The sequence below is a fragment of the Tenacibaculum tangerinum genome (genome assembly GCF_029853675.1).
GTDB lineage: Bacteria > Bacteroidota > Bacteroidia > Flavobacteriales > Flavobacteriaceae > Polaribacter > Polaribacter tangerinum_A.
The window spans coordinates 889287-912449 of sequence record NZ_CP122539.1 but is presented as its reverse complement, the minus strand read 5'-3'; the positions used below and the strand labels follow the sequence as shown (position 1 = coordinate 912449).

The window sequence follows — 23163 nt, the reverse complement described above, 5'->3', positions numbered from 1 at the left end:
TTTGGATAAAAAACTAAAAATATATAGTGGTTTGTTAGTGTTTATGGTACTCGGCATCTTTTATGTAGAGTCAGTAAAACCTAAAGAAATCAATTGGTATCCAAGTTATGCCGCAAAACATAAAATTCCGTATGGCACCTATGTATTGCATAAAGAACTGCCGAGCTTATTTCCAGAAAACGAAGTAAAAGACATCTACCAAAATCCGTATGTCTATTTAAAAGACGCTAAACATAACGGAACCTATTTTTTTGTTGACAATAAAGTAAATTTCGACAAAGACGAATTTAACCAACTCTTAAACTTTGTGAACAGAGGAAACAATGTATTTATAGCGACCAATGGAATACATATTGATACACTTAAAACACAAACAAGGGTATTGACGACTTCGGTATTCGAAGAAAAAGCCTATCAAAAAATGAGTAATCCTATTTTTGGAGAGAAAGAATACCATTTCGACAGAGATTTTTCAAAGTTTTATTTTTCCGAAGTAGACACTTTACATACCACTGTTTTAGGAGAGTTGGTCATACGAAATGAAAACGATTCCATCATCAGTAAAAAGCCGAATTTCATTAAAGTAACACACGGAGCAGGAAGTTTGTACTTGCACACCTTTCCGCAAGCATTTACGAACTATAACATGCTGTTAGATAAGAATTATGAATATGTTGCCAACGTATTATCGTATCTGAATAGCCAAAATCAAAAAGAAGCAGGAGTGGCATCGAACAGAAGTAACACCATTTTATGGGATACCTATTACAAAACAGGAAAAAGCAGAATTACTTCTCCGATGTATTATATTTTATCAACGCCATCATTAAAATGGGCATATTACATCGCATTGATAGGTGTACTCTTTTTTATTATTTTTAAAGGAAAGCGCAATCAGCGTTTGATTCCCGTAATTACACCTTTGAAAAACCAAACCTTGGCTTTTACACGTACCATAGCCAATATGTATTACGAAAAATCAGCACATAAAAACATAGCGGAACATAAAATCAATTATTTTTTAGAATATATCCGAAACCAATACCGATTGTCTACTTTAGAAATAAATGAACGATTTTATAAAAACCTAACCAGTAGAAGTGGTAATTCAGAAGAAAAGGTAGTCGCTTTATTCAAACGAATACAACACATACAAACAGCATCAAGTATAACCGAAGAGGATTTAATAGCCTTAAACACCGCTATTGAAGATTTTAAAGCATATAAAAAATAAAATAGAATGGATACAGAAAACAATCCAACAGAAAATACCAACGAGCTATTTTCAAACAGAGTAGACCTGTCGCAATTAAAAGAAGCTGTTAACAATATAAAAGAACAGTTAGGAAAGGTAATTGTAGGGCAAGAAGCATTTATAGAGTTGCTGTTGGTTTCGTTGCTAGCAGACGGTCATGTACTAATTGAAGGAGTGCCGGGAGTAGCGAAGACAGTAACCGCAAAACTATTGGCAAAAACCATTGCGACCGATTTTAGCCGAATTCAATTCACGCCCGATTTAATGCCTTCGGATGTTTTAGGAACTTCGGTGTTGAACATGAAAACCTCTGATTTTGAGTTTAAAAAAGGACCGATTTTCTCCAACATTGTGTTGATTGATGAAATTAACAGAGCGCCTGCCAAAACACAGGCAGCCTTATTTGAAGTGATGGAAGAAAAACAAATCACCATGGATGGTGAACGTTACGTGATGCATCCGCCTTTTATGGTATTGGCAACACAAAACCCGATAGAACAGGAGGGAACCTATGCCTTACCAGAAGCCCAGCTAGACCGTTTCTTATTCAAAATAAATGTAGGATATCCGAATTTAGACGAAGAAATACAAATCATCACAGCTCATAATGAACGCAAAGGAGCCTTACCACAAACCCAAGTAACAGCAGTATTAACCGAAGCAGCATTATTAGAGTACCGAAGCAAGGTTTTTGAAGTGTTGGTAGAAGAAAAAATTATCAAATACATAGCGCAACTCATTTCAAATACCCGTAACAATGCACATTTGTATTTAGGAGCATCGCCAAGAGCCAGTATTGCAGTGTTAATGGCTGCTAAAGCCTTTGCAGCGATTAACGGACGTGATTTTGTAATTCCTGAAGACGTAAAAAAGAGTATTTATCCAGTACTACGTCATCGAATTATGTTAACCCCTGAGCGTGAAATGGAAGGAATGACAGCCGACAAGGTAATAGAAATGATTGTACAATCTGTAGAAGTTCCGAGATAGTGATTAAATTCTTTAAATCGTTATACATACACAACCGCTTTTTTATATATATAAGCGTTATTTCAGCATTGTTTTTAGTGTCGTTTTGGATTCCTGCGCTGTATAAAGTAACCTGGATGCTCGTGTGGTTATTTGCGACAGCAATGTGTATAGATGTGCTTATTTTGTATCGATTTAAAAACGGATTTTCAGCGAAAAGAATGGCACCCGAAAAATTATCGAATTCAGACGATAATGAAATTGCCATTACACTCGAAAACAACTATCCGTTTCAAGTTTTTATTTCGTTGATTGACGAATTACCAGTACAATTTCAAAAAAGAGATTTTGAATATACAAAATCTATGAAGTCTGGTGAGAAATCAACTTATACATACACGGTTCGACCTGTTGAAAGAGGAGCTTATACCTTTGGAAGAGTAAACGTATTTGTATCTTCTTTTTTACAGCTATTCTCAAAGCGTTATGCATTTTCTGCTGAAGAAAACGTAAAAGTATATCCGTCATACCTACAAATGAAAAAATACGAGTTTTTGGCAATGCATAATAACTTGACGGAATTTGGCATGAAGAAAATCCGACGTATTGGTCATACGATGGAGTTTGAGCAGATAAAAAACTACATTCCTGGCGATGACGTACGTACCATAAACTGGAAAGCAACGGCTAAAAGAGGCGAGTTGATGGTCAACCAATACCAAGATGAAAAATCGCAACCTATCTATTCTATCATCGATTTGGGGCGTGTAATGAAAATGCCTTTTGACGGATTGAAGTTACTGGATTATGCCATTAACGCAACCTTAGCTTTCTCAAACATAGCCTTATTAAAAAACGACAAAGCAGGCATGCTGACGTTTTCTAAAAAGGTAGAAAAAATAGTTGCAGCAAGCAATAAGAAAACAAATTTATCGGTTATCAACGAAGAGTTGTACAATATTACAACCGATTTTTCAGACGCTAGTTTTGCCTTACTGTATGCCAACATTAAAAGAAAAATAAATCAACGAAGCTTACTAATTTTATACACCAATTTTGAGCATATTTCAGGGTTAAAACGACAATTACCCTACTTAAAAGCAATCGCAAAAAAACACTTGTTAGTAACCGTTTTCTTTGAAAACACTGAATTAGATACGTTAATTACCGAGCATGCTGAAGACTTACAAAGTGTGTATCATAAAACCATTGCTGAAAAATATGCTTATGAAAAGCGCTTGATGATTAAAGAACTAGAGAAAAATGCGATACATGCTATTTTAACGAAGCCACAGCATTTATCGGTAAATGTAATTAATAAATACCTAGAGTTTAAAGCAAAAGGAATGGTATAATACCATTTTTAAATTACAAATTACAAATTTTAGATTGTTAGCCCTTGCAAATAAATCGTGTTTTGTAGGGAACTTCTGGTGGTAAGTGGTATAATGAGATTAACGAATAATTTTGGGTCAACGACAATTTATGGGGATTGACTATTTTAGGAGTTCAAATAAGTTCAATACATATAGAATTATTTGGATCTGTCCTACCCCAAGATTTGCTAGTTTAGTTTGATATTATTACCGCTATTGAAAGAATCCCTTTAGAACAACGCAAACAAGTCAAAGAAATCACCTTAGACATGGCAAACAATATGAATTTGGTAGCAAAGATTTGTTTTCCAAATGCCAGAATTGTTACCGATAGATTTCATGTAGTAAAACTAGCAACAGAAGCTTTACAACATGTAAGGGTACAGCATCGATGGAAAGCAATAGAAGATGAAAATGAAGCTATTGAAGCTGCTAAAAAAGAAGGCAAAAAATACAAACCCATACTACTATCTAATGGAGATACAAAAAAGCAACTTTTAGCTAGAAATAGAGATATCTTAGCTAAAAAGAAAAATGATTGGACTCAAAATCAGAAACAAAGAGCAGAATTATTATTTAACCTTTATCCAAACATTGAACGAGCCTATAAACACACTTTAGAGTTTAGAGATATCTATGAAGAAAAGGAGAAAGTAAAAGCTAAACAACAATTTGAACTTTAATTTTTCTGTATCCTCAAACCATTGTTCAAAACGTTGTTTTGCTGCTATTTCATGGTATTTAAATCATGTCAAAACGAAGAAGCTGTACCACAAGAAGAAACCCAAACTGAAGTTTTAGATACTGAAGCAGCAAAACCTACAGATGATTTACGATTAGATTACCACGAAGACTATGGTGTAGTTAGAGCGGATGAATATCCAATGAATCCAGAAGGAGTTAAAGAACCTACCTTAGACCTATTTTTAGAAAAAGGAAATCTTAAAAAAGAAGATTTAAAAAGCTACCGTATTGTCAAAGATGAATTTTCTGGTATTGGTTTAGCAGAGCATAGAATGAAAGATGGTAATGTAATACAAGTACCACATGAGTATCAAAGGTAGCCAATTTATAGGTTTGAAGCTGAACTCAACGATGGAACTAAAGTTAGAATTATCATCATTATAATATGCTCAAATAGTTTAATTATAATCATTTGGTGGTAGATAAAAACGGCATGGAGTAAGAGACCTTATACGTAGTATATGGTCTTTTTTGTATAAAAAGTATTATAAAAATATGTATCTTGCGAGTTATTATGCATGCATAATATTTTAATACAGCGAAAATGAAATACACACATATTTTTGAGCCACTAGATTTAGGTTTTACAACGTTAAAAAACCGGATTTTGATGGGATCTATGCATACGGGTTTAGAGGAAGAAAAAAACGGTATTGAACGAATAGCAACCTACTATGCAGAGCGAGCGAGAGGGGGAGTAGGCTTAATAGTTACAGGAGGAATTGCACCCAATATTCAAGGATGGACAGCTCCTTTTTCGGCGCGAATGAGTACCAAGAAGCATGCTCGTGAGCACAAAGTAATTACAGAAGCAGTTCATAAAGAAGGAGGTAAAATATGTATGCAAATTTTACATTCAGGACGCTATGGATACCATCCATTTAATGTGGCACCCTCACAAATAAAATCTCCAATAACCCCTTTCAAGCCCTATGCATTAAAGCAATCAGGAATACGAAGAACAGTAAAAGACTTTGTTAATTGCGCTAAATTATCACAAGAAGCAGGATATGACGGAGTAGAAATTATGGGATCTGAAGGGTATTTAATCAACCAGTTCATCGTTACAAGAACGAATCAACGAACAGATGATTATGGAGGAACATACGAAAACAGAATCCGTTTGGCAGTAGAATTAGTACGTAAAATTAGAGAAGCTGTTGGAGAGAACTTTATTATTATTTACAGGTTATCAATGTTAGATTTGGTAGAACAAGGAAGTTCTTGGGAAGAAGTAGTACAGTTAGGAAAAGAAATAGAAAAAGCCGGAGCCACTATAATTAACACAGGTATTGGTTGGCACGAAGCACGAATTCCTACCATTGCAACTTCAGTTCCTAGAGCAGCATTTACTTGGGTAACCAAAAAAATGAAAGAAGAACTATCGATACCCTTGGTTACTTCTAATCGAATTAACATGCCTGAAACAGCAGAGAAAGTATTAGCAGAAGGGCATGCTGATATGATTTCGATGGCACGTCCGTTTTTAGCAGATCCAGAATGGGTAAAGAAAGCACAAGAAGAGCGAGAAGATGAGATTAACACCTGTATTGCTTGTAACCAAGCCTGTTTAGATCATGCTTTTCAAAAGAAAGTAGCGAGTTGTTTGGTAAACCCTAGAGCATGTCATGAAACAGAACTCAACTATCATCCAACGTCAAAAAAGAAGAAAATAGCAGTAGTAGGCGCAGGACCCGCTGGTTTGGGAGCTTCTACAATAGCAGCCCAAAGAGGTCATCAAGTAACTTTATTCGATGCAGATAAGGAAATTGGAGGACAGTTTAATATTGCAAAACAAATTCCAGGGAAAGAAGAATTTTACGAAACCATACGCTATTTTAACAAGCAACTAGAGTTACACAAGGTAGAAGTTAAACTAAACACAAGAGTTTCTGCAGAAGATGTATACAATGGTAATTTTGATGAGGTTATTTTGGCGACTGGAATTACACCAAGAACTCCAAGAATTGAAGGAATAGAACATGAAAAAGTATTAAGTTACATTGATGTTGTAAAGTTAAAGAAACCTGTAGGTAAACGTGTTGCAGTTATAGGAGCAGGAGGAATCGGTTTTGACGTTTCAGAATACTTAGCTCATGAAGGAGAAAGTACATCTCAAAATATCGATGCTTGGTTAGAAGAATGGGGAATTGATAAAACCTTAGAAGCACGTGCAGGAATAGAAGGGATACAACCAAAGATGCATCCTTCACCAAGAGAAATCTTTATGTTTAAACGTAGTAAAGGAAAGTTTGGAGGGAAACTAGGAAAAACCACTGGGTGGATCCATCGCTCAGTATTAAAGATGAAGAAAGTACAATTTATTAACGAAGTGCAGTATACAAAAATAGATGATGAAGGTTTGCACTATGTTCAAAATGAAGAACAAAAAGTACTACCAGTAGATAATGTAATTATTTGTGCAGGGCAAGTACCATTTAAAGAATTATTAGCTCCCTTAGAAGCCAAAGGAATGAAAGTTCATGTAATTGGAGGAGCAGATGTTGCAGCAGAGTTAGATGCAAAGAGAGCTATAGACCAAGGAAGTAGGCTAGCTGCCGAACTCTAGTTTTTACGTAAATTTAAAATCACTATAAAAGTCTTGCATTATGTCAAGACTTTTTTATGTGTATAACTAGCGTGAATAAGTCTAAATAATTACCGATATTTGTAGCTCACATTTTATTGAAAAAAGTAAATTATGGCAATGAATAAAAACACTGTCTTAGGATGGGCAACGCTTATTATGATTTTAATGGGAATTTTACTTATATGTTTGGCAGTATTCAAGTACGATGAAATAGCTGGTTATGGCTTTGGAGCCGTTGGTTTAGGTTTTTTTGCAAATGCATGGGTGTTTAATGCCTTAAAAGGAAGAGTTTAATTAAAGAAAATATAGAAAATGAGCGACGATAAAAAAGTCATTTTTTCAATGAATAAGGTCTCAAAGACCTATCAGAGTACAGGAAAACAAGTACTGAAAGATATTTATTTAAGTTTCTTTTACGGAGCTAAAATCGGTATTTTAGGTTTAAATGGGTCGGGTAAATCGACCTTGTTAAAGATTATAGCAGGAGTAGAAAAAAACTATCAAGGAGAAGTTACTTTTTCACCAGGATATAAAGTTGGTTACCTAGAACAAGAACCACAATTAGACGAAGAGAAAACCGTTTTAGAAGTCGTAAAAGAAGGGGTAGCAGAAACTGTAGCCATCTTAGATGAATACAACAAAATAAACGATATGTTTGGTTTAGAAGAAGTGTATTCTGATGCAGATAAAATGGATAAGTTGATGGCACGTCAAGCAGAACTACAAGACAAAATTGATGCTTCAAACGCATGGGAATTAGATACGAAGTTAGAAATAGCAATGGATGCCTTGCGTACCCCAGAAGGAGATAAGAAAATAGGAGTCTTATCAGGAGGAGAGCGTCGTCGTGTAGCCTTGTGTCGTTTATTATTACAAGAACCAGAAATTTTATTACTCGACGAGCCTACCAACCACTTAGATGCCGAATCTGTACACTGGTTAGAGCATCATTTAGCACAATATAAAGGAACCGTTATTGCGGTAACGCACGACCGTTATTTCTTAGATAATGTTGCAGGTTGGATTTTAGAGTTAGACAGAGGAGAAGGGATTCCATGGAAAGGGAATTATTCTTCTTGGTTAGACCAAAAATCGAAGCGTTTAGCACAAGAAAGCAAAACAGCCTCTAAACGTCAAAAAACCTTAGAACGAGAGTTAGAATGGGTGCGTCAGGGAGCAAAAGGTCGTCAAACAAAGCAAAAAGCACGTTTGAATAACTATGAAAAGTTGATGAGCCAAGACCAAAAGCAAACCGAGGAAAAATTAGAAATATACATCCCGAATGGTCCACGCTTAGGAACGAATGTGATTGAAGCTACTGGAGTTTCGAAAGCTTACGGGGATAAATTATTATACGAAAATTTAGAGTTCAATCTTCCGCAAGCAGGCATTGTAGGAATCATTGGTCCGAATGGTGCAGGTAAAACGACTATTTTTAGAATGATTATGGGAGAAGAAACACCAGATACAGGAAGTTTCAAGGTAGGAGAAACCGCTAAAATAGCTTATGTAGATCAATCACACTCTAATATAGACCCAGAGAAATCTATTTGGGAAAACTTTTCAGAAGGTCAAGATTTAGTAATGATGGGCGGAAAACAAGTAAACTCTAGAGCGTATTTAAGTCGCTTCAACTTTTCAGGAAGTGAGCAAAATAAAAAAGTAGCCACTTTATCAGGTGGAGAGCGCAACCGTTTGCATTTAGCCATGACACTAAAAGAGGAAGGCAATGTATTGTTATTAGATGAGCCTACGAATGATTTAGATGTAAACACCTTACGAGCCTTAGAAGAAGGTTTAGAGAATTTTGCTGGATGTGCTGTGGTAATATCGCACGATAGATGGTTTCTAGATCGTATTTGTACACATATTTTAGCTTTTGAAGGAGATAGTCAAGTATATTTCTTCGAGGGATCTTTTTCTGACTATGAAGAGAATAAAAAGAAACGTTTGGGTGGTGATTTAATGCCAAAACGAATTAAGTATAAAAAACTCATAAGATAATACGTACTTAGCTAGAAGTCCTATTTCGATTAAAAGAAATAGGACTTTTTCTTTTATTGAAGCTTCCATTTTCTAAAAGAGGTTCAAAAAATTGTAACATAAGTTACACAACTCACCATATTTAAGGTACTGTAATTCAGATTTATGAAAAAATGATTTTTATCATGTCCTTTACCTTGAATTCCACATAACTTTATCATGTAAAACGAAAAGAATCGGTTTAATTAATGTCAGTTTTGATGTAAATATCGAGCTTACGTTACTTACATAACAGATAAAACTAGTAAAAATGAAAAATTTAGTAATTCTTGGTGCTGGAACCTCAGGCACAATGATGGCAAATCATTTGGTGAAGAAACTTAAAAAAGAAGACTGGAAAATAACTATTGTAGATCAATATAAGACCCATTATTATCAACCAGGATTTTTATTCTTGCCTTTTGATACTTATACAGAAGCACAAGTTAAAAAGAATGGAAAAGATTTCATTCCTAAAGGTGTTGAATATGTTCAAGAAAAGATAGCAAAAATTCATCCAGATAAAAATTTTGTCCAATTAGAAAATCAAATTCTTAGCTATGATTTGCTCATCGTAGCCACAGGTTCTAAAATAGCTCCTGAAGAAATTGAAGGTATGAAAGGAGATTTGTGGAGAAAAGATGTTTTTGACTTCTATACCTATGAAGGAGCCGTAGCGTTACGAAATAAACTGAGAGATTGGGAAGGAGGTAAGCTGGTGGTTCATGTTACAGAAATGCCAATCAAGTGTCCTGTAGCTCCTTTAGAGTTTGCTTTCTTAGCAGATTCATACTTTAGAAAAAAGGGAATAAGAGATCGAGTAGATATTACATACGTAACACCGTTATCTGGAGCATTTACCAAACCTATATCAACTAAAAAACTTAGCTATTTGTTAGAGCAAAAAGGAATAACAATTGAAACCGATTTTGCTATAGAAAGAGTTGATAATGAAAAGAAAGAAATAGTAGATTATGCTGATAGAGCACTATCGTTCGATTTATTAGTAACCGTTCCTACCAATATGGGAGATGAAGTAATAGAGCGTTCGGGTTTAGGAGATGACTTAAATTTTATACCTACACACAAACATACACTACAATCGGTAGCACACGAGAATATTTTTGTAATAGGCGATGCTACGAACTTACCCGCTTCTAAAGCTGGTTCGGTAGCGCATTTTCAGGCAGAAATACTTACTGAAAATATTCTAAAATATGTTCAAGGAAAGCCTTTAGAAGAAGAATTTGATGGCCATGCGAATTGTTTCATTGAAACAGGAGATAATAAGGCACTATTAATAGATTTTAATTACGAGCAAGAACCTGTACCAGGAACCTTTCCGTTTGCAGGTGTAGGACCGTTGCAACTTTTAAAAGAAAGCGTTTTAAACCACTGGGGTAAGCTGGCTTTTAGATGGATTTATTGGAATATGTTATTGAAAGGAATTTCTATTCCATTTGTATCAGCAAGAATGAGTAAAAAAGGAAAAAAAATACAAACCATAAATTAATAAAAAAATGAAAAAAATAATCGCAAATACAGAAATAGACGTTAACGAAGAAGGATATCTTTTAGATTTTTCTCAGTGGACTAAGGAAATTGGAGAGGCAATAGCAAAAACTGAAGATATAGAAATGACAGAAGATCATTGGAAAGTTATAGACTATATTCAGGAAAAAGTTAAAAATGAAGAAGCTTTATCAATTAGAGGAATTAAAAAAAGCGGAGTTATTAATATTAAAGAATTTTACAACTTGTTTCCAGGAGGTCCATTAAAAAAGTCAACCCTAATAGCTGGGGTTCCTAAACCTAAAAGTTGTATTTAAACTATAAACTGTAAATTATGAGTACTAAAGTAAAAAAAATGCTTTTCATTCTGTCAAAAGCAACTATAGAGAACGTTTATGCCGCATTTATCATGGCAAATGGTGCAAGAATGGAGGGCATAGAATCAGAGATATTCTTTACGTTCTTTGGGTTAGAAGCAATTCAAAAGAAGAAACTAGAACATTTACATGTAGCTACAGTTGGTAATCCAGCAATGCATATTCCTACTTTAATAGGAGGTTTGCCAGGTATGGAAGCACTAGCTACAAAAATGATGAAAAAAGAAATGGAAAAGTTAGATATGCCTCCTGTAGGCGAGTTTTTAGAAATTCTTTCAGACTCTGGCTGCAAATTGTGGGCATGCAAGTTAGCAATAGATATGTTTCACCTCGAAAAGAAAGATTTAATTGATGATATTGACGGTATTTTAACTATTGGTGATTTTTATAATAGAGCGAATGAAGCTGATTGCCAAATGTTGTTCATTTAAATAGTAGAATTTTTTAGTAAAAAAAAGCTTGCGTGAGCAAGCTTTTTCTTTTTCAGATTCTATTAACAATCTTCCCCTCCATCAAAACTTTTCAGTTGATAGTTTTCCATAGTATAGTAGATTAAATTAATGTTAATTAAATATCAATTATTATACCGAAAGCATAAATAAATATTTTTTTTATTATAAAAAAATCAATTTAAAATCATTTTAATTAAATATTGTTGATTTTAAATGTTTGTATTTTGAAGAAATAAGTGCTGTTTGAGTTTAAGAAAGGAGATTGATGAATGCATAATTTATATACTCTCTAGAAGAGTTTTATTTTAAACTTCTAAAGTTTCAATACTCTATTTATAGTCCTGAAATATGGCTACAGGTTAATTAAAAACCTACTTCACTTCTTTATAAAAAGTCAATTCATACTCAGGTAACAAACCTGGCTGTGTGATTTTTATCAAATCTTTAAGTACCAAATCGGGTCGTACGGGCGACAGTTCATAATACACCAAACCTCCTGTTTCGCCTTTATCGTGCCCAATAGAAAATATCTTGTTATGGGTAAATGCGTCAAATTCTTGGTAGTGGATATTCGCCGCAGTCAACTGTTCTTTGCTGGTGTACACACCACAGTTCAACCAAAAATCAGCATGTTGTCCTTTTTCCAACACACTCTCAAAACTTAGGGGTAAACTACCTGTTCCTTTGGTGTCTTTCCATAAATAGTTGAGGTTCGCATCGTTGAAAAGGGTCGCAGTAAAACTCTCGCCAGCAGGCACATTCCACACATCTTTAAACATACTTCCCGATATAATGGTAGGCTGAGTATCACTACTTTTAGCGATTTTTTTTGCTCTTAGATATTCGTTTTCTATGTTAGTAAAAATACTATCCGCTTCTTTCTCTTTTCCGTATAAAGCCCCAAAAAACTTAATCCATTCTGCTCTTCCTAACGGAGTTTCCTCCAGCCAATCGCCATTAAAAATGACAGGAATTCCTGTTTTTTTAATGTTTTGGTATAGTTTTGTGTTCGGGTGTAAGGCAAAACCAACAACCAACTCAGGTCGAATATCTAGTAAAGTTTCCATATTAATGTCTTGCTCCATACCTAATTCAACAATTTGACCTTCTTTGATTCTATTTCTTGTTCTTTGTGAAGAAATGTATTGGGTATGCGGAAAACCAACAATGGTATTTTCAGCATTCAAAAGTTCTAACATCGGAATATGCGTGGTACTGGTTACCACTATTTTTTCTACAGGAACTTTAATTTCTTGCTTAGAAAGGTTGGTTGTATGAGAAAGGATATACGAAAAATGCTCGTTCGTACCTTGATATGCCCTCTTAATAATCAATTTTTTTAAACCATTTTCAGCAATAATATCAAAACCTTTAGCGTACTTTATAGTGCTTGATACAGTTTTATTTTCAGTCGTTTTTTTAGGTGCTTGTTTGCATTGCAAGAATAGAAACAATACCAAAAGAATAGATAAATAGCGTTTCATAGAAATGAATTTTACCCGTCAAAAGTACGTGTATTTCTGCAATTACGATTTGCATTGATTGTTTTTCAACTCAATATTAGGTGTAACAAATGGTAAAAACTATAAAAAAGAGGTATGTCGTTGATTATAAATGTTCACTAAGACAACTTTAAAAATAGGATTCTTCCAGAATTTTACATGCTACAGGAGCGTTTAAAAACAAAATTCGCAAATTATTATGATGAGATGGTTGTTTATTTATAAGAATGCGATACATTTGTCGTGATTTTTGGTTTTTCTTTAATGATCGCATGAAAGAAAATTAAAAGGGAATTCGGTGCAAAACCGAAGCTGTTCCCGCAACTGTAAGCTAGTAAGCTTGTAACAATCACTTAAACCACTGTTTTTTTAAATGGGAAGGTAGATTACAAGACGCAAGCCAGGAGACCTGCCAAAACTCAATAAATAATTCGAACTTTCGGGATAAAAGTTTGGGTGTGGTACAGCTACGCTTATATTTTTCCTGATTTTAAACTTAACTAATTAGGTAACAATGAAAAAAGTACTTTACGTAAGTGTTTTAACATCAATTTTTGCGTTTCAAATGCATTCGCAAGAAAAAGAAAAAACAATACAACTCGATGAAGTTGTCATTTCAGACTCTAAATTCAACTTAAAAAAAGAAAATTCTGGAAAAGTTATTCATAAAATAACAGCCAAAACCATTGAAAGAAATAGTGGTAAAAATGTGGTTGATTTAATTAATACTATTTCAGGAATTGAAATCAACGGAAATACAAGTGTTCCTGGGCAAAATTTGGGTGTTTTTGTGAGAGGAGGAAGTACCAAAGAAGTGGTGGTTTTAATTGATGGAATTCAAGTATCCAATCCGTCAAGTCCCTCTGGAAGTTTCGATTTACGATTGTTAGATATAAACGATGTTGAATCTATTGAAGTAATCAAAGGGGCAGCGAGTACGTTATACGGTACTGGTGCTGCAACAGCGGTCATAAACATCAAATTAAAGGAAGCAACATCAAACAAAGCCAACGTAGCATTATCGCTATTCGGCGGGACGAATAATGACCAAAACACAAAAAATGGTACAAGTATTCAAAGTTCAGCAAATGTGAATGGAAAAATAAAAGACTTTAACTATTTAGTAAGTTTTTCTTCTCTTGATACTAGGGGAATGTCGGCAGCAAGACCAGAAAATGGAGGAACTTTTAAAGACGACCCTTTTCAACGTATTGCTACCAACGTAAAGTTAGGTTACCAATTTAATGAAGCATTTTCTATCAATACTTTGGGTAGCTATAGCGAATTTACCAGTAGCTATGACGGAGGTTCTTTTACCGATGCAGATAACGTTTCCTTTGATAAAAGTTACCGAGTAAGCCTCGCTCCTAAATATGAATATGAAAAAGGAAGTGTACAAATAAATATGGCGTATAGTAAGTATGATTCAAACAGAGTTAACACACAATATCCAGGAATTAGCAAAGGTGAAAACTATATAACAGATGCATTTGTAAAGCACGAATTTGATAACCTTTATCTTTTAGGGGGAGTGAATTTACAACACAACACTATTGAAACTTATGCAATTCCCTATGGAGAAACTGAGCTGACAAAAACTGAATATTCTGAAGAACCTATTACGACATTAATCGATCCGTATGTAAATGCAGTGTATGTATCAGATTTTGGATTCAACGTAAACGCAGGAGTTCGATTGAACAACCACAATAAGTACGGTACTCATTTTGTGTATAACCTAAATCCGTCGTATCGAATAAAACAAGAAAGCGGATATGTTAGATTCTTAGCATCTTACAGTACAGCATTTATCGCTCCGTCTATTCAAGAATTGTATGCTTCTTGGGGAAATGTTGACTTAGAACCACAAGAGAGTACAACGTATGAAGGTGGAGTAGAGTATAAGGTAAACTCATTGGTATTGAATGCAGTTTACTTTAATAGAGAGCTAGAAAGTATAATAGCCTACAACCCTGCTACCTATACCATGGATAATATTGGTGATGCTGTTATAAACGGAGTGGAATTCAATGCAAATTATAAGCCCTTAGAAAGTGTAGCATTAAACACGAATTATACCTATACAAACAATGAAGAAACAGCGATTAGAATACCAAAGCATAAAGTAAATGCAGGGGTAACTTATGAAATGAAAGCTACCAATATGTCTTTAAATTATCAGTATGTTAGTGATAGAGACGATACAGACTTTAGAAATTTTCCTTATGAAAATGTTTCTTTAGCGTCTTATTCATTGTTAGACTTTTCGGCAAACCATTCGCTAAATGATAATGTAAGGTTATTTTTAGCAGTTACGAATATATTAAATGAAGATTACCAAGAAATATTAGGATATTCAACCTTAGGAAGAAATTATAAGTTAGGAGTCCGTTTTACTTTTTAATCGCAGGTAGATAGATAGTCAAAGGTATAATTTCCCTGGGCTTGCCACGAAATTCTTAAATAATTTTACCCAGTATGCATGTATGGGGTAGTTTATCTTATAGAGAGTTCCCCGACTATTTTTTCTATATTCTATATCATAGAAAAAACCACTAACAGAAAGGAAGTTTTCCTATTTGTGCAAACTCACCAATGTGGTGAGTTTGTTTTTTATAAAAACTTATCCTGTATTTCTTCAGAGGGAATCATGCAAGTTTCCTTTTTACCAAACCATTTGTAACGATTTTTAGCAATAAAGTCATACACGATATTTCTAAAACCTTCAGGAAAAATAAAAAACACTTGTGTTAATTTCCAAAGTCCACCAAAATCATTCATAATTTTTAAAGCTGCTGTAGATTTAATATCGTACGCAACACCAGGTTCATATAAAATGATAGAATCAATTTCAGCAGTATCGACCCCTAAGTAGTGTGTAATTTCTTTTCCTGTATCAGATTGAAGAGACGTAAATACAAATGTATTGTTAGTGTCGTGTTTTATAATTGTTAACACACTATCATTACAAAAATTACAAATACCATCAAATAAAATTACTTTTTTATGCTTTGGTAAGTTCTTCATGTATAGTTTTTTAAGAAAAATAAAAAATTAATTTGTAACATAAATCAAAAGTAAGCGTCTTGTAAGAAAGTAAATAATGATTTAACGATAATTTACGTAAATTATAGGTGTCAGTATTTATTTTATAAAAAATCAACTAATACTATGATTCGTATAGAAAATCTTCACAAGTCTTATCCTATAGGTAAAGATTCATTACATGTTTTAAAAGGATTAGATTTACACATAAAAGAAGGAGAATTTGTGTCTATTATGGGGTCTTCAGGATCAGGAAAATCTACCTTATTAAATATTGTAGGTTTGTTAGATACACATGATGAAGGAAAATATTACTTGAACGAGCAGCTCATTGAAAACCTAAATGAAAAGAAAGCCGCAGTATTGCGCAATAAATTTTTAGGATTCGTTTTTCAATCATTCAACCTCATAGCATACAAAACAGCTTTAGAAAATGTAGCCTTACCTTTATACTACAAAGGAGTTTCTAGAAAAGAGCGATTAGAAACGGCTTTAGAATACCTTGAAAAAGTAGGTTTAAAAGAATGGGCAAACCATTTACCAAACGAACTGTCTGGAGGTCAAAAACAACGTGTTGCTATTGCCAGAGCATTGGTAACTAAACCAAAAGTAGTATTAGCAGATGAACCAACAGGAGCACTAGATTCTACTACAACCGATTCGGTTATGGATTTATTAAAAGAAATTAATGATGAAGGCATGACGGTTTTTGTCATTACACACGAAGAAGAAGTAGCCGCACAAACCAATAGAATTGTTCGCCTAAAAGACGGAATTATTATTAGTGATGAGCTTACAGCAGTAGCGATGAATAAAGCAAAAGCAATTTAAGTATGTTTGATTTAGACAGTTGGAGAGAAATATTTCAGAGTATTGGTAAAAACAAATTGCGTTCGATTTTATCAGGATTCACGGTAGCTTTCGCTATTTTACTGTTCACCTTGTTATTTGGAATAGGAAATGGGCTTCAAAATACGTTTAAAAATGAGTTTGCAAAAGATGCAATTAACTCAATATATATATGGACTAATACTACAACAAAAGCTTATAAAGGACACCAGATAGGTCGAAGAATTCAATTTAAAAATGATGATTTTGAGTTTTTAAAAGAGAAGTATTCAGATAAAATTCAAATGATTAGTCCTCGACTACAAAGAAGCGCAAAAGTAGTTTATAAAACAGAAGAAGATAATTATACTCTAAGAGGGGTATATCCAAAGTATGATTTATTAGAATCAGCCGAAATTACAGAAGGACGTTTTTTAAATATTCGAGATATCAACGAAAAAGCAAAAGTAGTGGTTATTGGTCGTTTGGTTGAAAAAGACTTATTTGGTCAAATAAGTGCCTACGGTAAACAATTGAACATTGGAGGAATTATTTATAAAGTTATAGGAGTATTTTCTGATCCTGGAGGTGATAACGACGAACGTTTTATTTACACCCCATTTACCACCATGCAGCAAATTTACGGTAACAATGATTATGTAGATGAGTTTGGGATGACTTACAATCCTGAAATGAGTATTGATGAAGCGTTAGCATTTAGTAACAAAATGCACAGAGAGTTAAAGAAAAAACACGAAGTTTCACCTAATGATCAAAGAGGAATAGGAATTAATAATTACGCATCGGGTAATAAAGAAGTATCGGCGATGATGGTAGGATTGAGCATTTTAATACTAATTATAGGACTTGGAACCCTAATAGCCGGCGTGGTAGGTATTAGCAATATTATGGTTTACATAGTTAAAGAGCGTACCAAAGAACTAGGAATAAGAAAAGCAATTGGAGCTACTCCAAAATCTATCGTATCAATGATTATGCTTGAGGCTATTTTAATTACTGCTATATCAGGATATTTTGGTCTGATGTTAGGTGTTGGAATACTAGAATTAGCAGGACCTAGTTTGGAAAAATATTTTATTCTTAACCCAGGAGTATCTACTCCGATAGTGGTGGGAGCTACCATTACTTTGATTTTGGCAGGAATGATAGCAGGGTATCTACCAGCAAAGAAAGCAGCGAAGATTAAACCTATTGTAGCCTTAAGAGCAGATTAACTATGAAATTTCTATTCGATAAAGATACTTGGCAAGAAATTTACGGAAGCATTCGTAAAAACAAAACAAGAACAGCCATTACCATATTTGGAGCCTTTTGGGGAATACTATTGTTAGTAGGACTTTTAGGCGCGGCTAAAGGAATTGAGAACGGATTTAATAACTTATTCGGTGATTTTGCTACCAATAGTGTTTTTATGTCTGGTAGCAAAACTACAAAACCATTTAAAGGATTTCAGGAAGGAAGACAAATTGACCTAACGACAGGTGATGTAGAAAAAATAAGAAGTGAAATAGAGGGCGTAGAATTTGTTGTTCCAAGAAATGTAACTGTAAGTCAAGTGGTATACGGACTTAAAACAGCTAGCTTGACAGTTTTCGGAGACTACCCTTTGTTAGATAAAGTGCAAAAGAAAAAGTTAATAGAAGGTAGGTTTATCAACCAACAAGATATTAATGAAAATAAAAAAGTTTGTGTAATAAGTGATGAAGTTTACAAGCAATTATTTGATAAAGATGAAGAAGCTTTAGGGGCTTACATTAAAATCAATAATATTGGTTATATGGTAATAGGAGTATACAAACCCAGTAGGTTTGAAGGTACCAACAATATTCATATACCATTTAGTACATTTCGACTCGTTTATAATCAAGGAGATAAATTTCGTTGGATGGTTGTAACAGGAAAACCTGAGTATGATATAGAACAAGTAGAAGCAGATGTAAAGGTATTGTTACAAAGATTGCATAAAATACACCCAGATGATAATAGAGCTTTTAGAGGGTTTAATTTAGGAAAAGAGATAGCCAAAGTAACAGGTTTTTTAACAGGAATGCAGTTTTTAACCTGGTTTGTAGGAATTGCCACTTTAATTGCAGGAGTTTTTGCCATCGGTAATATCTTATTAATTACCGTAAAAGAACGTACGAAAGAAATCGGAATTAGAAGAGCATTAGGAGCTACACCAGGAAAAATAAGACAACAAATTATTTTAGAATCAGTTTTCCTTACCCTGTTAGCAGGATCTCTAGGAATTATTGCAGGAGGATTGATTCTAATGGTAATAGATGCATTAGATTTATTAACAAACCCAACTGTAGATATTCCTATAGTGCTAATAGCGTATACAGTATTAATCGTTTTAGGAACTCTCATAGGATTTATTCCTGCCTACATGGCAACAATAATTCAACCTATAGAAGCACTCAGAGAAGAATAAATAGTCAATTAACAAGAAAATAAATACAGACAAATGAAAAGAATAATCGTTTTTGGTGGAATAGCGTTAGCATTGATAGCGGTGTTAATATGGTTTGGTAAAAAAAACAGCGCATCACCAATTGAATATGAAACAGAAAAACCTTTTAAAGCTACTATTGTAAAAAAGAGTGTAGCTACAGGAAAAGTGGTGCCGTTAGAAGAAGTAGAGATTAAACCTCAAATAACAGGTATTATAGATAGAATTATTGTAGAAGAAGGAGCTATTGTAAAAGCAGGAGACTTGTTAGCAACAGTGAGAGTGGTGCCAAACGAACAGTCGTTACAAAGTGCCAGAGGAAGAATAAATTCAGTACAAATTCAATTAAACAATGCTCAGACTCAATACGAAAGAAATAAGAAGTTGTTTGATAAAGGAGTAATATCTAGTCAAGAATTTGAAGCCTCTCAATTGTCGTACAATCAAGCAAAAAACGATTTAAAAAATGCACAGAATGATTATCAAATCATCAAGAGAGGATCTGTAGGGTCGGCAGGAGCAAACACCAACATTCGAGCAACAACCTCTGGTATGGTAGTAGAAATTCCTGTAAAAAAAGGATACCAAGTAATCCAGTCAAATAATTTCAACGCAGGAACAACTATTGCCACTATTGCTGATATGACAAAAATGATTTTTGAAGGGCAAGTTGATGAGTCAGAAGTAGGTAAACTAAAAAAAGGAACGAATATAGAAGTAGCGTTAGGCGCAATTGAAGACAAAAAATTTCCAGCAGTACTAAATTTTATTGCACCAAAAGGAAAAGATGAAGGAGGAGCAGTACAATTTAAAATCAAAGCAGATGTTTCATTAGATGAAGAGCATTTTATTAGAGCAGGCTATAGTGCCAATGCAGAAATAGTTTTAAATAAGAAAGACAGTGTTCTATCTATAAAGGAGGCTTTATTACAATTTGATAGAAAAACAGAAGAACCTTATGTAGAAGTAAAAACGGGAGATCAAGAGTTTGAAAAAAGAGAGGTTAAATTAGGAATTTCAGATGGAGTTAATGTTGAAATATTGGAAGGAATAACCGAAGATGATGAAGTGAAAATTTGGAATAAAGTATCAAAAGATGAAGAGAAAAAAGAAAACTAAAATGATCAACTAACGGTATAAAAATTCAAGGCAGTCCTAAGGGCTGCTTTTTTTTTGAGATAAGATAACTAACACTAATGATGAAAAACAAGTCGCTTAAGGAAAAAATTAAGAAAACAACCATTTATTTTATGAACTTTGTATTGTTCAAAAACTACACATCTGAGTACTTAATTTAATTAGTAGAAATAAATTAAGTTATTTTACATTTAAGGGGAAATAAAAAACCGTCTAAAGAGTTAATTTTAGGCGGTTTTTTGATGAGCTAGTTTTTAATAAGTTGAAGCAAATTTAATTAACAGAACTCCTTAACCCTTGCGTCAGGTTTTGCGTAAAAATATGTGCTTTTTGAGTTTATGAAGATACACGTTCAAAGTCAAGATAAAGAACAGGAATCTCAAAAGATGCACAAGTCATAATTCAAATTGTTATCATGCCTCTTATTCTTGGATTTTGATAGTTCATTTTAAGCAAAAAGTCTCAATATAATAATATCAGTAAAACTTCCCTTTTTGTATGGTAAAAACCAACGTTTACGAAAACATCTTCGCTACTTTCTCCGCTTTTCTGCTTTCTGAATAATCGTAAAAACCTTCGCCAGATTTTACGCCTAATTTACCCGCAGTAACCATATTTACTAATAACGGACATGGAGCGTATTTCGGATTTTTAAATCCGTAGTACATTACGTTTAAGATAGATAAACAAACATCTAATCCAATAAAATCAGCTAATTGTAAAGGTCCCATAGGGTGTGCCATTCCTAACTTCATAACGGTATCAATTTCAGCAACACCAGCAACACCATTATACAACGTTTCAATACTTTCGTTAATCATAGGCATTAAAATACGGTTGGCAACAAACCCCGGATAATCATTAACTTCTACAGGAACTTTGTTAATTTTCTTAGTCAAATCAACAGTAAAGTCCATTACATCATCAGCCGTATTGTATCCTCTAATAATTTCTACCAATTTCATAATGGGTACAGGGTTCATAAAGTGCATACCAATTACTTTTTCAGGTCGATTGGTAGCAGCAGCAATCTGTGTAATTGAGATTGATGAGGTATTAGTAGCCAAAATAGTTTCTTCAGGACAAACTTCATCTAAATCTTTAAAAACTTTCAACTTTAAATCTACATTTTCAGTTGCAGCCTCAACCACCAAGCTAGCATACTGAACTCCCTCTTCGATAGAAGTGTAGGTAGTAATATTGTTTAAGGTATTATTTTTATCGTCTTCAGTAATTTTTTCTTTCGCAACCATTCTATCTAAGTTTTTAGTAATGGTGGCTAAACCTCTATCTAAGGCAGCTTGCGAAATGTCGATAAGTTGAACATTGTATCCAAATTGAGCAAAGGTATGCGCAATTCCATTTCCCATTGTTCCTGCTCCAATTACGGCGATATTTTTCATGTTTATTTTGTTTTTTAGTTTGAAAGTTAAAAGGTTAAAAGGTTAAAAGGTTAAAAGGTTAAAAAGTTAAAAAGTTAAAAAGTTAAAAAGTTTAAAAGTGTACCATTCATTAAATTCTGTTGTATTTATTTTATATGTTTTCATTAAGTGTGTATGCGTTATTTGGGCGTTCCCTTTGGGGCGGGCTTTCGTTACTCGCTTTTTGAGCATTTCGCCTACGCTAAATGCTCAAAAGAGCTCAAACAAACCACTCAATCCCTAACGCAATATTTATGAAAAGGTTTAAAAATAAAAAAAGTTGAAATCTTTAATCTGTTAAGTACCATTTAAAAACAATCTATAATCTGATGTGCTACACGTAAAGCTTCGGTACCTTGACGCAACGAAACAATAGGAGTTGTATTATTATGAATAGCATCTGCAAAAGACTCTAATTCATCTAAAATAGCATTGTTGGCTTCCACTTTAGGATTGTCGTAATAAATTTGTTTTTTAACACCTTCAGCATTCTGCAAAATCATAGCAAACTCGTCAGGTTTTTCGGGTACATCTTTCATTCTAACGACTTCAGATTCCTTTTCTAAGAAATTTACTGAAATATAGGCGTCTTTTTGAAAAAAACGACTCTTACGCATATTTTTCATCGAAATTCTACTCGCAGTTAGATTGGCAACACATCCGTTTTCAAATTCGATACGGGCATTGGCAATATCAGGAGTTTCTGAAATTACCGATACACCACTAGCATGTATATTTTTTACTTTAGATTTTACAACCGATAAAATAATATCAATATCATGTATCATTAAATCTAACACCACAGGCACATCGGTTCCTCTAGGATTGAACTCAGCCAAACGATGTGTTTCGATAAACATAGGAGTGTCTATCAAATCTTTTACAGCTACAAAAGCAGGATTGAAACGCTCTACATGCCCCACTTGTCCGAGAACATGGTATTGACTTGCCAAGGTTTTAATAGCTTCTGCTTCTAATAAGGTGCTGGTAATAGGTTTTTCAATAAAAATATGCTTTCCTTTTTCAATGGCTTGTTTAGCACAATCGAAATGAGAAAGTGTTGGAGTAACAATATCAACTACCTCAACAGCATCAATCAATTCTTCTACCGAATCGAATAATTTATACCCAAACTCGTCAGCTACTTTCTGTGCATTTTCTGTAAAAGAGTCGTAAAACCCTACTAATTCGTATTTTTCTGATTGTTGTAACAAGCGCAAGTGAATTTTCCCTAAGTGACCTGCGCCTAAGACTCCAGCTTTTAACATAAGTGAAAGATTATTAGTTATTTGATTGGTCTGTTTAAAAAGAAATTTCTTTAACAAAAAAATCAACGTAAACAAAGATACACTTTTATACAGATTTATTACTACTTTTAGCCTGCCGAAATTTTATAATTAGTAGCCCTATAATGGGTTTTTGAAACAAGAAATAATAGGTTTTACAGCAATATAAGGAGC

At 33.8% G+C, this 23163-nt stretch carries 20 protein-coding genes and 1 riboswitch; of the genes, 16 read left to right on the top strand and 4 right to left on the bottom strand.

Annotated elements, in window-relative coordinates; all coding sequences use genetic code 11:
• Nucleotide 1 precedes the first annotated feature (1 nt).
• From P8625_RS03885 to P8625_RS03835, 11 genes are all read left to right on the top strand, one after another.
• Nucleotides 2-1234, top strand: coding sequence for a DUF4350 domain-containing protein (locus P8625_RS03885; protein ID WP_279652183.1), 1233 nt, complete (start codon nt 2-4; stop codon nt 1232-1234).
• 6 nt (nt 1235-1240) lie between these two features.
• Nucleotides 1241-2245 carry an AAA family ATPase gene (locus tag P8625_RS03880; protein WP_279652182.1) on the top strand — a complete coding sequence of 335 codons (1005 nt, stop codon included), beginning with the start codon at nt 1241-1243 and terminating at the stop codon, nt 2243-2245.
• Nucleotides 2246-2247: 2 nt separating this feature from the next.
• Nucleotides 2248-3579, top strand: a complete 1332-nt coding sequence (locus P8625_RS03875; RefSeq protein WP_279652908.1) for a DUF58 domain-containing protein — start codon at nt 2248-2250, stop codon at nt 3577-3579.
• Nucleotides 3580-3803: 224 nt separating this feature from the next.
• On the top strand, nt 3804-4283 hold the full coding sequence (locus P8625_RS03870; protein WP_322790513.1) for a transposase: 480 nt from the start codon (nt 3804-3806) through the stop codon (nt 4281-4283).
• Between the two features lie 51 nt (nt 4284-4334).
• On the top strand, nt 4335-4664 hold the full coding sequence (locus P8625_RS03865) for a hypothetical protein (protein ID WP_279652181.1): 330 nt from the start codon (nt 4335-4337) through the stop codon (nt 4662-4664).
• A 224-nt stretch (nt 4665-4888) separates the two neighbouring features.
• Nucleotides 4889-6913, top strand: coding sequence for an NADPH-dependent 2,4-dienoyl-CoA reductase (locus tag P8625_RS03860; RefSeq protein ID WP_279652180.1), 2025 nt, complete (start codon nt 4889-4891; stop codon nt 6911-6913).
• 138 nt (nt 6914-7051) lie between these two features.
• Nucleotides 7052-7228 carry a CAL67264 family membrane protein gene (locus tag P8625_RS03855; protein WP_279652179.1) on the top strand — a complete coding sequence of 59 codons (177 nt, stop codon included), beginning with the start codon at nt 7052-7054 and terminating at the stop codon, nt 7226-7228.
• Between the two features lie 18 nt (nt 7229-7246).
• On the top strand, nt 7247-8938 hold the full coding sequence (gene ettA / locus P8625_RS03850) for an energy-dependent translational throttle protein EttA (protein ID WP_279652178.1): 1692 nt from the start codon (nt 7247-7249) through the stop codon (nt 8936-8938).
• A 289-nt stretch (nt 8939-9227) separates the two neighbouring features.
• Entirely contained in the window at nt 9228-10469 is a 1242-nt protein-coding gene (gene sqr, locus P8625_RS03845; protein WP_279652177.1) for a type III sulfide quinone reductase, selenoprotein subtype, read from the top strand.
• Nucleotides 10470-10476: 7 nt separating this feature from the next.
• Nucleotides 10477-10785, top strand: a complete 309-nt coding sequence (locus tag P8625_RS03840) for a TusE/DsrC/DsvC family sulfur relay protein (protein ID WP_279652176.1) — start codon at nt 10477-10479, stop codon at nt 10783-10785.
• A gap of 17 nt (nt 10786-10802) precedes the next feature.
• Nucleotides 10803-11276: a DsrE/DsrF/DrsH-like family protein gene (locus P8625_RS03835; RefSeq protein ID WP_279652175.1), complete on the top strand. Its 474-nt coding sequence runs from the start codon at nt 10803-10805 to the stop codon at nt 11274-11276.
• Between the two features lie 392 nt (nt 11277-11668).
• On the opposite strand, the gene P8625_RS03830 is transcribed toward P8625_RS03835, so the two are convergent.
• Nucleotides 11669-12781, bottom strand: coding sequence for an ABC transporter substrate-binding protein (locus tag P8625_RS03830; protein WP_279652174.1), 1113 nt, complete (start codon nt 12779-12781; stop codon nt 11669-11671).
• A 252-nt stretch (nt 12782-13033) separates the two neighbouring features.
• A riboswitch (cobalamin riboswitch) is annotated at nt 13034-13230 on the top strand.
• Nucleotides 13231-13313: 83 nt separating this feature from the next.
• Between P8625_RS03830 and P8625_RS03825 the strand changes: the two genes are divergently transcribed.
• Complete coding sequence (locus tag P8625_RS03825) at nt 13314-15203, top strand: TonB-dependent receptor plug domain-containing protein (protein ID WP_279652173.1); 1890 nt, start codon at nt 13314-13316, stop codon at nt 15201-15203.
• Nucleotides 15204-15412: 209 nt separating this feature from the next.
• Here P8625_RS03825 and P8625_RS03820 read toward each other — a convergent pair whose 3' ends face one another.
• Nucleotides 15413-15826 (bottom strand): thiol-disulfide oxidoreductase DCC family protein, encoded by a 414-nt coding sequence (locus tag P8625_RS03820; RefSeq protein WP_279652172.1) that lies wholly within the window; start codon nt 15824-15826, stop codon nt 15413-15415.
• Nucleotides 15827-15970: 144 nt separating this feature from the next.
• On the opposite strand from P8625_RS03820, the gene P8625_RS03815 reads away from it, so the two are divergent.
• Genes P8625_RS03815 through P8625_RS03800 form a run of 4 tightly spaced genes read left to right on the top strand, consistent with a single transcriptional unit; the run spans nt 15971 to nt 20264 of the window.
• Nucleotides 15971-16675 (top strand): ABC transporter ATP-binding protein, encoded by a 705-nt coding sequence (locus P8625_RS03815; RefSeq protein ID WP_279652171.1) that lies wholly within the window; start codon nt 15971-15973, stop codon nt 16673-16675.
• A gap of 2 nt (nt 16676-16677) precedes the next feature.
• Nucleotides 16678-17907 carry an ABC transporter permease gene (locus P8625_RS03810; protein WP_279652170.1) on the top strand — a complete coding sequence of 410 codons (1230 nt, stop codon included), beginning with the start codon at nt 16678-16680 and terminating at the stop codon, nt 17905-17907.
• A 2-nt stretch (nt 17908-17909) separates the two neighbouring features.
• Nucleotides 17910-19127, top strand: a complete 1218-nt coding sequence (locus P8625_RS03805; RefSeq protein WP_279652169.1) for an ABC transporter permease — start codon at nt 17910-17912, stop codon at nt 19125-19127.
• 33 nt (nt 19128-19160) lie between these two features.
• Nucleotides 19161-20264: an efflux RND transporter periplasmic adaptor subunit gene (locus P8625_RS03800; RefSeq protein ID WP_279652168.1), complete on the top strand. Its 1104-nt coding sequence runs from the start codon at nt 19161-19163 to the stop codon at nt 20262-20264.
• Between the two features lie 533 nt (nt 20265-20797).
• On the opposite strand, the gene P8625_RS03795 is transcribed toward P8625_RS03800, so the two are convergent.
• Both P8625_RS03795 and P8625_RS03790 read right to left on the bottom strand, forming a co-directional pair.
• A complete protein-coding gene (locus tag P8625_RS03795) occupies nt 20798-21685 on the bottom strand; it encodes a 3-hydroxybutyryl-CoA dehydrogenase (protein WP_279652167.1) in 888 nt (295 codons plus the stop codon).
• 326 nt (nt 21686-22011) lie between these two features.
• A complete protein-coding gene (locus P8625_RS03790) occupies nt 22012-22971 on the bottom strand; it encodes a Gfo/Idh/MocA family protein (protein ID WP_279652166.1) in 960 nt (319 codons plus the stop codon).
• Between the last annotated feature and the right edge of the window lie 192 nt (nt 22972-23163).